The sequence below is a fragment of the Pedobacter sp. UYP1 genome (genome assembly GCF_040547305.1).
In the GTDB taxonomy this organism is placed as follows: domain Bacteria; phylum Bacteroidota; class Bacteroidia; order Sphingobacteriales; family Sphingobacteriaceae; genus Pedobacter.
Genome location: NZ_JBEPPL010000004.1, coordinates 74,683 through 86,943, shown reverse-complemented (window position 1 = coordinate 86,943; position 12,261 = coordinate 74,683). Strand labels below are relative to the sequence as shown.

The window sequence follows — 12,261 nt, the reverse complement described above, 5'->3', positions numbered from 1 at the left end:
TGTGTTTAGTTATTTTTAAAGTTCCATGTGGACACATCTGATGGGCGATGTGATTGGCGGGTTATTTCTTGCAGTTGTTGAATAATCAGAGGTTGCATAGTAGCAAGATCCTTGCTTTCCTGGGGGTCTGTTTCCAGGTTGTAGAGTTCCCATTTTGAAGACTCAGTATCCGCTTTATTTCTTACCCCTTTCCATTTTCCTTTTCTGACGGCCTGCCTTCCACCGTCTTCATGAAACTCCCAATACAAGAATTGATGTTGCTTTTGTTTGCCTTTGGAAAGCAACGTTGGTAAAATAGAAACTCCGTCTATAAAAGCAGGAACGGGTTGTTTAATTAGTTCAGCGAAAGTAGGCAGGAAGTCCCAGAATGCACCCGTTTGCTGGGTGCGTCTACCTTTTTGGATTTTCTCCGGCCAGTAAGCGATCATCGGTTCGCGGATTCCACCTTCGTAAAGTGATCTTTTGATTCCTTTGAAACCACCACTGCTATTAAAAAATTCCGGGTCATTTCCTCCTTCCCGATGCGGACCATTGTCACTGGTAAAAACAATCAGGGTATTTTTGTCTAATCCAAGGATTTTTAATTTTGCTACGACTTGTCCTACATAAGTATCGAGTATAGTTACCATGGCTGCATAAGTGGCATGTGGATAGGCTTGTGGCTGATAACCATTTCCATCCCATTCTTTTTTTATCGCACGTGGCTGTTCATTAAATAGTTTCTTATATTTTTCAAATGCTTCATTTCCTGCAGGCAGCTGCAATCCGGCATGGGGTAAGGTGTAGGACAGGTATAAGAAAAATGGTTGGGATTTATTTGCTTCTATAAAGTTTAAAGCTTGTTTTTGAATGAGTTCAGGGGCATATTCTTTAAGCCTGGTAAAGTCGTTGTCTAAACTGACTTTTACTGCATTGTTCCATAAATGTTCTGGATAATAGTTATGAGACTGACGCTGACAATTGTAACCAAAGAACTGATCGAAACCCTGGTTTAACGGATCGCCGGATGAACCCACAAATCCCAACCCCCATTTGCCGAAATCACCTGTAGCATAGCCGGCTCTCTTAAAGATTTTAGCCAGTGTAAAGGTTGAATCTGGCAATGGCCGCTGTCCTTCAGGTTCAATTTCATAATTCCCCCTGATTGGAGTGTGCCCGGTATGCTGCCCGGTCATTAAGGAAGAACGCGAAGGGGCACAGACTGAGGTACCGGCATAAAACTGGGTAAATAACATACCGTTTTCTGCGAGTTTATCAATGTTAGGTGTCTGGATGAGCTTTTGTCCGTAAACTCCCAAATCACCATAACCCATATCATCGGCCAGGATGAAAACAACATTAGGTTTTTGCTGAGCCTTTAAGGTAGTAAGGACCGTGAGGCTCAGGCATACAAGCGTAGCTAATTTCTTCATATTTCAAATCCGTTTTACAGACAAATCCCGCTCCCTAAAGGCAGGATTTGTCAGCAGATAAAATCTATTTACAGGGTTGTTAACAACCTTTTAGTATCCGGTATTTTGTTTCAACACCCCTTTTGCAAGGTCAATTTGTGATTGAGGAATGGGCATCAGGTATAATTTATCATTCCAGACCCGTTGTTGCGCCTGGCTATTTTTTATATTATTAATCGTAGTCATCACCTGTGGGGCAATTTTCCAGCGGCGGATATCCATATAACGTTGCCCTTCTAAAGCGAGTTCTACTCTGCGTTCGTTACGGATCAAGGTTCTTAAAGTGCTCTGATCTGCATATTTTGCACGGTCTACAACTGGCATTCCTGAACGGGTACGAATTGCATCTAACGCATTATAAACTGAACCATCGGGTCCGCTCAGCTCATTCCTGGCTTCGGCATAAGTTAATAAAACTTCAGCGTAGCGAATAAGAATTACGTTCGCGTAATTGTCAACCTGTTCTCTTACAATTGAGGGGTCTACCATTTTACGGAAGTTATAACCTGTCTGGGACATATTAGAAGCACCTTCAACCCATTTAAATTTATAATCATTTTCTACCGCATACCAAGGTGCATTTTCGAATAAAATACTGGCATAAAAGCGTGGATCACGATTTTTATACTCATTCGCAAAAGCAGGATCTTTAGCCAGGTACAAAGCTGCACGCTTTGCCGGATCTGTTGGAGTTACCGCATCCCCTGTTTTGTAGCTAGCGTAACTGTCTACCAAAGATTGGGTAGGCGTTACCGAACTCCAGCCGCCTATGGTGCCCGGAGGCAATAAAGTGTTCAAAGGGTTCACATCAATTTGCTTGATATGCTGCTGATCCAGAATAACTTCTGCATTACCATTATTTTTCTGATAGAAAAGTGCTTCATAACTGCTTAACCCTAAACGGAATTTACTTTCATCTGCTGCATCCGTAAAACTTACCCAGTCTGCGTATTTATCATTGGCCTGAAGGGGATCGGCAGCTGTTATTTTAAACAGACTATAGCCCAAGCCCATAACCTGGCTGGCTGCATCAGCGGCTTGCTGCCATTGTCCATCATATAAATAAGCTCTTGCTTTTAAAGCTAATGCGGCACCTTTTGTAATTCTTCCTTTTTCATTGGGTTTACCACCTGCATACGACTGGGGCAAGATTTTTGAAACGGCATCCAGCTCATCTAATACAAATTTCAGCACTTCTGCTTTTGGAGTTTGTGCAATATTTTCATCTCCTATCGCTACCACGTTCTTGATTAAAGGCACAGCTCCAAATCTGCTGAGCAGATTGAAATAAGAGAAAGCCCGCATAAAGCGCACCTCTGCTTTATAACGTTCCAATAAGGCTTTATCAATAGCAGTCACTTTATCTGCATTGTCCAGAAAGTAATTAGCTCTGCGGATACCTGTATAGTCCCAGCCTGATAAATCCAGTGCAATTGTTGAAGTAATCGCTCCTGATGAAACATCAGTTGCAATACTTTCCCATGGATATTGTGCATGCACATTGTCGGAGGCGCCGTCTGCGTACAACATCCCAAAAGCGCCATCAGCACCGGGAAGTTTAGCGTAAACACCCATCACTACCTGGTATACATCATTTTCATTCTTCCAGAACGTAAGTTCAGATAATTGTTGCGGAGGTCTTTCTAAAAAATCTTTTTTACAGGAAGCAAGCGCAATAGTTGCGAATAAACCTGTAAGTATATATTTGTATGCTCTTTTCATTGCTTTATTTTTGAGGATTAGAAACTTGCATTTAAACCTAGTGACCATGTTTTAATTCCTGGATAGCCACCACGGCCGGAGCCTGATTCAGGATCATAATCAGCCAGACGTTTATCTGCCATAATCGTAAATGGATTACTGCTTGTACCGTAGAATCTCAGTCTGGACATTCCGAATTTCTTACTTACCTGTTGCGGGATGGTGTAGCCTAAAGTAATTCCTCTAACTCTGAAGTAGGCACCACTGAATAGCCAGAAAGAAGAGGTTGGTGTATAGTTTTGTCCGCCTGCTGCGGTAGTGAGAATACGCGGGAAGTCTGCGTTTGGATCAGGGTTATCCGTTGTCCAGCGGTTCTTCCATTGCTCTTTTACACTTGCGCCGTTAAAGAATGGATAAGCTGCTTCTTCTGATAAATAAGTTTTCACATTGGCAACACCATAAGTGAGCACGCTAAAATCAAAGCCTTTATAACTTGCGCTGATATTAAAACCATAATTGAACCATGGAACATCTGTGCCCAATACCTTACGGTCCAGGGCATCAATTTTACCATCTCCATTCAGGTCTTTATATTTGATATCACCAGGACCGGTTGCTGCCGATTGGAATGCATGATTTTTTACGTCTGCGGCATCTGTAAAAAGGCCATCTGCTTCATAGCCATAAAATGACCCGATAGACTCTCCTACTCTTTGGATATATCTGCCATCAAAGTTATCTCTGCTGTCTGATAATCCTGTAATTTTATTCTTGATGATAGAGAAGTTTGCACCGATGCTATAGCTGAAATCGTTGCCTATTTTGTCATGATGTGTTAGTCCCAGTTCAAATCCCTTATTCTGGGTTGAAGCTGCATTGACTAAAGGCAACCCACTGGTGGTAGCGTTAGTGGTATTGGTGTTTACTCCTATTGTTTCAAGTGTCGAAACTCTTAACAACAAGTTTTTGGTGTTTTTGATATAGTAATCAGCTGTAATATCCAGTTTACCCTTAAACAAGGTCATGTCTAAACCGAAATTGGTCATATATACACTTTCCCATGAAGTTAGTAAATTAGGTATTCTATTTTGCCATACGCCGCCCTGTGGTGTTCCTTCAAAACTATAGGCGTAACCATTGTTTAACAGGTTAGAATAATTACCAATGGTTACTGGATTTTCATTTCCTAATGAACCATAAGAGCCACGTAATTTAAGGTTAGTTATCCAGCTCACGTTTTGCATAAAATCTTCCTTAGAGATAATCCAGCCTGCAGAAAAAGATGGGAATACTGCTCTGCGGACACTACTTTCGAAACGGGAAGAGTAATCTATACGGGCATTGGCTTCTAATAAATACCTATCATTAAAGGTATAGTTAAAGCGGCCGAACAGAGAACGGATGGCCCATTGCTGCTCAGCTGAGGTGTTTGCTTGTCCGTCGTCGTCTGTGTTGATGTCTTCAGCATTCGATGAACCGCTGCCTATTGTAGTTAAATCATTATTAGGAAAGTTTTTCCTACCTAAAAAGGCTGTTCTATAAGTGTTACTTTCCTGACTTGCCCCTAATGTTAATTTACCAAAGTGTTTGCCAAAAGTACGTTCGTAATCTGCTGTTCCTTGTACCAGGGTTTCTCTTCTTTTACGGTAATATTCCTTCATACTATTTACTGTCGATGCAGTGGAAGAAATAGGTGCTCCGGTCAGAAAGTTATTAATCGGATCGAGTGTGCTGATAAATGCCCAGGAATTTCCGTCTGTAAATTTAAATGAGGCCAGTCCACTGATGGTCAGACCGGGCAAGGGAGTTAAAACAATATTCCCTGCTGTTTGCAGATAATTATCTTTATCCCAAGCACTGCCACCGTCTTGGATCATACGCATTTGGTTACGTTTTGCAGTTTGTGAGTTAACAACTCCATTGTCCATAGATCCCCAATCTCCGTTGCTTTGTTGCAAGACAGAAGTTGGCAAAGAGCGGTTTAACTCTGTCCAGTTCAAGTCCCCTTTACGATCAAAATTCTGACTAGTAAAGGATAGATTTGTTCCGATCTTTAAAAGACCCGGAACGATAGTACTTTCTGTATTTAATTTACCACCAACACGGCTTTGTTTTTTTCCAGGAATCAAGGATGCTTGTGTCAGATAGTTTAATCCCAGATAACTACTGGTCACTTTACCCGGTGAGTTGACATTCAGACTGATATTGCTTTGAGGTGCACTTTGACGCAATACCTCTTTATACCAGTTTGTATTTGGATAGAGGTCTGGTTGAGAACCATCCTGATAGGCTTGAAGTTGTGCAGGAGTAAAAATTGCTTTTCCACCGGCATTGGTCAGAGCTTCATTATATAGATTAGCATAATCAAACGATCCCACGTATTTTGGTAAACGTGTGGCAGTTTGCCAGCCATAATCTGCATTTAGCTCTACTAAGGTTCTATCTCCACCACCTCGTTTGGTAGTCACCATAATTACGCCGTTTGCAGCTCTTGAACCATATAATGAAGCCGATGATGCATCTTTTAAAACGGAAATACCAGAGATATCATTTGGATTGATGGCACTTAGTTCTGCGGCTGTTGCCGGAATTCCATCGATTACATACATAGGTTCACTGGCTGAACTCAAACTGGCTCTTCCCCGGATAGAGATAGTACCTGTACCATTTGAAGTACCGTTCGCATTACGGCCAACATCGCCAGGGCGTTGTAGAATAGTTAGACCTGGAGAAACACCCTGTAAAGCATTTTGTAATGAACTCACCGGTCTATCTTTTAATTCTTTTGCACTAACTGTAGCAATAGCACCCGTTAAACTGCTTTTTTTCTGGGTACCATAGGCAACCACCACCACTTCGTCGAGGTTACTTGCTTGTACTGCTAGTTTAATGGTTAAAGGGCTGCCTGATCCAGCGCTAACTTCCTGAGTGATATAACCCAAATAAGATATTACAAGAATGGCTTTTTCATCTACGTCAGCTAGTTTGAACTGGCCTTCACTATCAGTAATCCCTCCTTGTACAGTGCCTTTAACTTTAACCGTTGCTCCAGGAATACCCATTCCTTTTTCATCTATCACTTTACCGGTTACATTGATGTTTGCTTTAATGGCTGAAGGAGCATTTACTTTTTTTTCCTGTACCACTATTGTTTTGGCTGCAATAGTATATTCAAGAGACTGGTTGGCAAAAACTTGCAGCAATGCATCTTCCAGACTTGCTTCTTTAACTTCTATATTCACTGGTTTAGCCAGCTTCAGATCTTTTCTGATAAAAAAGATATCATATCCGCTCTGATTTTTTATTTCATTGAGAATTTTTTCCAGCGGTGCATTTTTCCGCGATAGTGTAATGCGGCCTTGCGCAAAGGCCATTGCATTAAGCTGTAGTACGGCTGTTAACACTAAAATAATCGTAAACTTCGTAACACGAAGAATTTTCTTATTCTTACAGGACTTCCTGTATGAATCAGGGTCTAGATTTTCATACATTGATTTGGTTGTGTTTAGACGATTACCTTTGTTGAGGCCAGGTAATCTGGTTAAGTTGATTTTTTTTCGGTGTGTTTAGTGTGTTTGGTAGTGTTGTTGGTGTGTTGTTGGTGTGTTGTTGGTGTGTTTAGTATTGGAAGTAAAAGTTATGACATCAGTATAATCCTCCTTCCTTCTATTTTGAATTTCACTTTCCTGGTTAATTCCAGAATCTGGATAACTTCTGCTAAGCTTTTTGATCTTGAGATTGCGCCGCCAAAAGATATATTGTCAAATTTCCCCTGATAAGAAATGTCTACATTATACCACCTGCTGAGTTTGCGCATAGAGACTTCAAGGTCTTCATCCGCAAAGGTGAAATAGCCATTTTTCCAGGCTATTACACTTTCGATGTCTACTTTTTCTACCTGAAATGAAGCCTGGGTTAAGGTGGATTGCTCTCCGGGACTTAGCAGTTTTGAATTGCCTTGCTTTTGCCGGGACGCATTCGAGACTTTAACGCTGCCTTCTAAAAGCGTCGTTTTTGTTGCCTGTTCTTCTTTATAGGCATTGACATTAAAATGAGTGCCCAGTACCTGAACCTGCTGCTTGTCAGTTATTACCGTAAATGGTCTTTTCTTATCTTTTGATACTTCAAAATAACCTTCACCCGTTAATTCAACCTGGCGTTGATGAGCTGCAAATTGTGTCGGATATTTGAGGGAAGAAGCGGCATTAAGCCAAACTTTTGTTCCATCGGGCAGATTAATTTGATATTGTCCGCCTACAGGGGTTTCTATGGTATTAAATTGAGTGGTCTGGTTTGCCGGGGAAACAGCTAATGATTTTTTGACCGTATAAACTAATTGTCCGTCAGCAGTTTTGGTAATCGCTATACCAGATTGCTCCGCAATTTCGCCATTCGAAGTATCTGTTAAACTGATTTTCTGACCATTAGCAAGTGTTAACGTTGCTTTATTACCTCCAGGCTTAATGACAGAAGCGATCTGTGTGATGGGCTTTTTTTCGGGAGATAAGGATGGGTTAAAAGAAAGATAGACTAATATTCCTGAAGTCAGGACCAGGGTTGCTGCTACTGCTAAAATTGAATAAATCTTTATACTGTTTCTTCGTTTTGGTAGCTGAAGTTTATCTTTTATCTTCTCATTTATACTTTTTTCAAGATCAATACGACTGCCCTGCTCTTCTGCGGAGAACACCGTATCATCAAAAGAATTATACCAGTTATTAAACTGAATTTTCTCTTCTGCTGTGATCGTACCTTTACGCCACTTTTCTGCGAGCTTTAATAGTTTGTCCTGATCCGGATTGGAACTCATTATAATGGCCATTTATTAGATAGCCAAACCAACTCAGAAAATCCCTTAGTCTATTTTGAAATTATTATAAAAAAAGAACGGACTTAGCCATTGCTGCAAGATGCCCGAATCTGATACGGATCGTCTTCCTGGCTTTTGCAAGGTGTGCCTCAACAGTTTTCTCCGCAATATCCAGTTCATGTGCAATTTGCTTCTGAGAATATCCTTGTTCGTGTTTAAGCTTAAAAACCAACAGACATTTTTCAGGTAATACTTTGATTGTTAAAGCCAGCTGACTTTGCAGTTCATTAAAATCCAGCTGATCTGAGGTAGATTCATCAATTGGAGAACTCCAGACCAATACTTCTTTTTTAACTCTGTTCTCTCTGCTTTTTTTCGCCATCCGGTTGATCACCTCAAACTTCACTGCGACCGAAAAATAGTATTGAAATCCTTTTGTCAATTCAAATGTGTTGCGCTTTCTCCATAGGTTACAGAAAATATCCTGCACAATTTCTTCTGCTTCATAAGCATCTGTTATTCTTTGACGGGCTATCACATATAATTTTTCCCAATACCTTTTATAGAGTTCATTGAATGCGGCCTGGTCATCAATGGTTAGCAGACCTGCCAGTTCATGATCTGAAAGTGCAGCATAAGATTTTGTATTCCTGGTGGTAAACAATGAATGCAGCATTTTCTTAGGTTTAGTCTTGGTTAGGTAAAAAACTCTTTTATTCATTTTCATAGCGCATCTGCCACAAGAGGTTCACCTGTCATCTATCCTAAAAAGCTATAGAAAAAAAGGGTCTGTTCAGGATTAAAGGTTTTAGTTTAAGCTGATTAAAGGTCTGGAACTAATATACTGGCAAGCAGCTCCATTAAAAAGGATGAGAACTACGCAAACGCTTGCATAATGCCTTTTATTTAAAAAGAAGATTGAGGTGTTTTTTGCCCGATGTGATACAAAATAAATGTATAATCAAGTTAATCAAGGTCGATTTAACGATTTAAATACGATGCGAAGGATTGGCTGTTAAATCTCAGCACAAACGTTTGTTTTGAATTATCAATACGGTTTCAGACAATTACTTTGCTAGTATCACCATTCATTCCACGCAAACGGTGAATAAACATTTCTGCCATCACTTGAGCCCTGTTTTTGGCCTCTGTTGCAATTGTTCCTTCGAAGTTTTCATCTATAGTCACACTGAACAAGCTCAACCAGCGTTCAAAATGCTTTTCCTGAATAGGCAGTGGAGCATGTTTGGCAAAAGGATTGCCCCGAAAGCCAGGAACACCAAATAATGCAGCGTTCCAGAACCTGTACATTTGTTCCAGATGAGGAGCCCAGTCTTGTATTGCACCAGCAAAAACCGGCCCGATCAGCTCATCATGCTGAACTTTTCTGTAAAATCCATCTACGAACAGGGTAATATCTTTCAGATTTTTAATGTCTGCCTTCATTGCTTCAAATTTAAGGATTAAGAGCATTGAAAAATTCATATCCTAAATCATAGTTATGTAACATTCCTAAGATAATAATATATTATTTCAGGAAATATTTGTTTTTGTGATTTAAAAGTAGAGCTTTGTTTTAATGGGTTTAATCAGGCACTTACTTTACACGCTTCGAATGGCGATTGCACTAAAAATGCAACCAGCCCGTGTGCTGCAACGCCAACCTGTTTCTTATCATGCTAACTTAGGATACTTCTTCCGTAAAAACAGTAAAGACTTTATTCAGTAAGTCCCGGCCCGCCATCAGGATTCGGGCCAACGATAAAGCTTCATTTTTTTATATCTTAATTTATTTTGTTAATGAAAACAATCCATACACCCCGCTATATTTATGCAATGCTCGAAATTTCTTTTACCAGGGAAATGTGTGCTTCGTTTGCTATGTATTGCCGCATGGTATCAATTCATTATCATTTTGGATTCCACTCCCAAACTACCAGCAAGGACTTTATTAAGTAAGCCCCGACCATAATTTGGTCTGGGGCCTTCAGGAAAATCATGAAGTTGTTTGTCAGACAGCTCCTCTCTCTCTTTTTACTGAATTAATAAGTTTTATGATCAATAAATTTAAATCCATATCATGGACTGGCTTAGGCTTGATAGGTCTTTTCGGCTTAAATGTGGTACTCGTTCTTGCTGCGTTATTACTGGATCACCTGTGGCTAAACGTCCTGGCAGTCCTGGTATCTATGCTGCAATTAATACTGCACCGTAAACTAAAGCCACACCAGCGAAAATTCAAAATCCATAGCCGACTGCTCAATCTCCAGAAATCGCATTCTGCGAACTAATAAATAACACAAATATCTAATAAGATTTAATAAATAATCATATGCAAACGGAACAATTAATGATCGTTAAAAAAGAACTGGATCTGTTAAAAAAACATCTTAAAGATTCTAATCTTTCCGAATACAATAAAAATCAACTACTTGCAGAACTAGGCTCTGCAAAAGTTGTCAAAGAAGATGAACTACCTGATGACGCAGTATGTATCGGATCAGAAGTCGAGATCCAGGAAGTTTTAAGTGAAAGAAAGTATACTTTTCAAATTGTCTTTCCTGCGGAAGCGAATATGAAAGAAAATAAGATGTCAGTCTTTGCCCCTATCGGAACGGCTTTATTAGGCTACCGGGTAGGTGCAAAAGTGCAATGGGAAATGCCTGATGGCATGAGAACATTTGCGATTTTAAAGGTTACTCACAAAAAAGGTTAAGCGGAGTTAAAACGCAAAAAAAACGCCCTGTCAATTGGAATTAACAGGGCGTTTTATGTAATTAAATTTGCTTAGAATCCTGGATTATTTGGCAATAAGCTTGAATTCACATCCGTTTCCTGTTTAGGTAAAGGGAATAACAATTGCTTCTCTGAGAATGTTGCGCCGAATACGGTTTTATGTCCTACAAAATTGTCCCAGTTGCCGGTCACATCATTGTGAACCTTCCTGGTACGAATCATATCAAACCACATCTTATTCTCGAAGCACAATTCATAGTAACGCTGTGCCCATACTTCCTGCTCAAAAGCAGCTGATGATAAAGCGCTTACAGGAGCTAATTTAGCTCTTCTTCTAATATCGTTTACAAACTGAATAGCTGTACCATTTGGTGCACCCTCTGCTTGATTTGAAGCTTCTGCGTACATCAGTTCTACATCTGCTAAACGGTATAGCGTAAAGTTAAGGTCAGACTTCAATGTGCTGACTACTGCCGTAGAGTCAAACCATTTATAAATGTAATTTCCTTTAAACGTAACCAATTGCCCTGTTTTCAGATTTTTATAATTGGTATAGAAAAATTGTTTTTCAGCTACCCTTTTATCACCTGCTGCATAGGAACTGATAAATTGCGGTGTTGGATAAACAGATCCATACTCATCCGAATAACCAGAAATACCAGAATAATTTGGAATAGTCAGTGCGGTTAATGGATTATTTGAAGGAACAGAAGCCGCATATTGAACTTGAAAAATAAATTCTCCATTATTCTTATTAGCAGGTTTCAACATATCTGTATATTCCGGGAACAGAGAGAAACCTCCAGTTTGTGTTACTGCTAGTGAACGCTTAGCTGATTCAGCATAATATTGCTTTCCGCCATTGATCGCTGCCCCTGCATAAGTTAAATATACATCTGCCAGAATCGATTTTACAGCGCCCATAGATACCTTTCCAGTAATATCTTTCCATGGTAAAGTTGATTTCTCTGCTTCCAGTAAATCTGGAATAATCACTGTATCATAAATATCTTTTGCTGCAGTTCTTGGAATGGACAGGTTCAGATTTTTAGGCACTTCAGTAACCTTTGGAACGGCTCCATACATCCTCACTAAATAAAAATAATATAAGGCTCTCAGTGTACGTGCTTCAGCTAATAAGTTTGTTTTATCGGCCTCACTAAGCCCCGGAGCATTAATAGCAGGTATTTTTTCAATCGCCAGATTACAAGCCCCAACGCCTTGATACATTTGCTGCCACCAGGTGTCAATATAAAATGAAGTTGTATTGTAAGAAAGGTTCTGAAAGTTAACAGCACCGGTTTGCCCAAGGTCACTATTCGCTTTTCCAGTCATAAATTCCATCAGATTCCAGGTATTTCCTCCGTAAGATGAGGGTTGCCCTTTTAATACCCCCTGCAGGTATTGATAACTTGAATTCGCAAGCGCTCTGGCTACTTTAGCACTGGAAAGCTCTGAATCCGGAGTTATAAAATCAGTTGGCTTTTCTTCCAGGAATTTTTTACAAGAGGCACAGGTGAGTAAGACCAGTACCGCAAATATTATATTTTTTGTAGTTTTCAT

General features: G+C 40.0%; 9 protein-coding genes. 2 read left to right on the top strand and 7 right to left on the bottom strand.

The features are described from left to right. Nucleotides 1-5 precede the first annotated feature (5 nt). The 6 genes from ABIB30_RS10470 to ABIB30_RS10445 all read right to left on the bottom strand — a co-directional run bounded on the left by ABIB30_RS10470 (nucleotide 6) and on the right by ABIB30_RS10445 (nucleotide 9,408). Nucleotides 6-1,412, bottom strand: coding sequence for an arylsulfatase (locus tag ABIB30_RS10470; RefSeq protein WP_354301761.1), 1,407 nt, complete (start codon nucleotides 1,410-1,412; stop codon nucleotides 6-8). A 90-nt stretch (nucleotides 1,413-1,502) separates the two neighbouring features. Beyond that, complete coding sequence (locus ABIB30_RS10465) at nucleotides 1,503-3,173, bottom strand: RagB/SusD family nutrient uptake outer membrane protein (protein ID WP_354301759.1); 1,671 nt, start codon at nucleotides 3,171-3,173, stop codon at nucleotides 1,503-1,505. Between the two features lie 17 nt (nucleotides 3,174-3,190). Beyond that, nucleotides 3,191-6,643, bottom strand: a complete 3,453-nt coding sequence (locus ABIB30_RS10460) for a TonB-dependent receptor (RefSeq protein WP_354301757.1) — start codon at nucleotides 6,641-6,643, stop codon at nucleotides 3,191-3,193. A gap of 146 nt (nucleotides 6,644-6,789) precedes the next feature. Next, nucleotides 6,790-7,962 carry a FecR family protein gene (locus ABIB30_RS10455; protein WP_354301755.1) on the bottom strand — a complete coding sequence of 391 codons (1,173 nt, stop codon included), beginning with the start codon at nucleotides 7,960-7,962 and terminating at the stop codon, nucleotides 6,790-6,792. A 64-nt stretch (nucleotides 7,963-8,026) separates the two neighbouring features. Continuing rightward, complete coding sequence (locus tag ABIB30_RS10450; RefSeq protein WP_354301753.1) at nucleotides 8,027-8,638, bottom strand: RNA polymerase sigma-70 factor; 612 nt, start codon at nucleotides 8,636-8,638, stop codon at nucleotides 8,027-8,029. Nucleotides 8,639-9,021: 383 nt separating this feature from the next. Beyond that, complete coding sequence (locus ABIB30_RS10445; RefSeq protein ID WP_354301751.1) at nucleotides 9,022-9,408, bottom strand: group III truncated hemoglobin; 387 nt, start codon at nucleotides 9,406-9,408, stop codon at nucleotides 9,022-9,024. A 608-nt stretch (nucleotides 9,409-10,016) separates the two neighbouring features. On the opposite strand from ABIB30_RS10445, the gene ABIB30_RS10440 reads away from it, so the two are divergent. Then, the gene (locus ABIB30_RS10440) at nucleotides 10,017-10,253 is read left to right on the top strand and encodes a hypothetical protein (protein ID WP_354301749.1); all 237 of its coding nucleotides are present in this window, start codon (nucleotides 10,017-10,019) and stop codon (nucleotides 10,251-10,253) included. A 41-nt stretch (nucleotides 10,254-10,294) separates the two neighbouring features. After that, the gene (locus tag ABIB30_RS10435; RefSeq protein WP_354301747.1) at nucleotides 10,295-10,678 is read left to right on the top strand and encodes a GreA/GreB family elongation factor; all 384 of its coding nucleotides are present in this window, start codon (nucleotides 10,295-10,297) and stop codon (nucleotides 10,676-10,678) included. Between the two features lie 71 nt (nucleotides 10,679-10,749). On the opposite strand, the gene ABIB30_RS10430 is transcribed toward ABIB30_RS10435, so the two are convergent. Next, nucleotides 10,750-12,261 (bottom strand): RagB/SusD family nutrient uptake outer membrane protein, encoded by a 1,512-nt coding sequence (locus tag ABIB30_RS10430; protein ID WP_354301745.1) that lies wholly within the window; start codon nucleotides 12,259-12,261, stop codon nucleotides 10,750-10,752.

What these genes read in the sequence shown, in the direction of transcription:
- ABIB30_RS10470 (WP_354301761.1), bottom strand. Translation starts at nt 1,412, where the DNA reads ATGAAGAAATTAGCTACGCTTGTATGCCTGAGCCTCACGGTCCTTACT.
- ABIB30_RS10465 (WP_354301759.1), bottom strand. Translation starts at nt 3,173, where the DNA reads ATGAAAAGAGCATACAAATATATACTTACAGGTTTATTCGCAACTATT.
- ABIB30_RS10460 (WP_354301757.1), bottom strand. Translation starts at nt 6,643, where the DNA reads ATGTATGAAAATCTAGACCCTGATTCATACAGGAAGTCCTGTAAGAAT.
- ABIB30_RS10455 (WP_354301755.1), bottom strand. Translation starts at nt 7,962, where the DNA reads ATGAGTTCCAATCCGGATCAGGACAAACTATTAAAGCTCGCAGAAAAG.
- ABIB30_RS10450 (WP_354301753.1), bottom strand. Translation starts at nt 8,638, where the DNA reads ATGCTGCATTCATTGTTTACCACCAGGAATACAAAATCTTATGCTGCA.
- ABIB30_RS10445 (WP_354301751.1), bottom strand. Translation starts at nt 9,408, where the DNA reads ATGAAGGCAGACATTAAAAATCTGAAAGATATTACCCTGTTCGTAGAT.
- ABIB30_RS10440 (WP_354301749.1), top strand. Translation starts at nt 10,017, where the DNA reads ATGATCAATAAATTTAAATCCATATCATGGACTGGCTTAGGCTTGATA.
- ABIB30_RS10435 (WP_354301747.1), top strand. Translation starts at nt 10,295, where the DNA reads ATGCAAACGGAACAATTAATGATCGTTAAAAAAGAACTGGATCTGTTA.
- ABIB30_RS10430 (WP_354301745.1), bottom strand. Translation starts at nt 12,261, where the DNA reads ATGAAAACTACAAAAAATATAATATTTGCGGTACTGGTCTTACTCACC.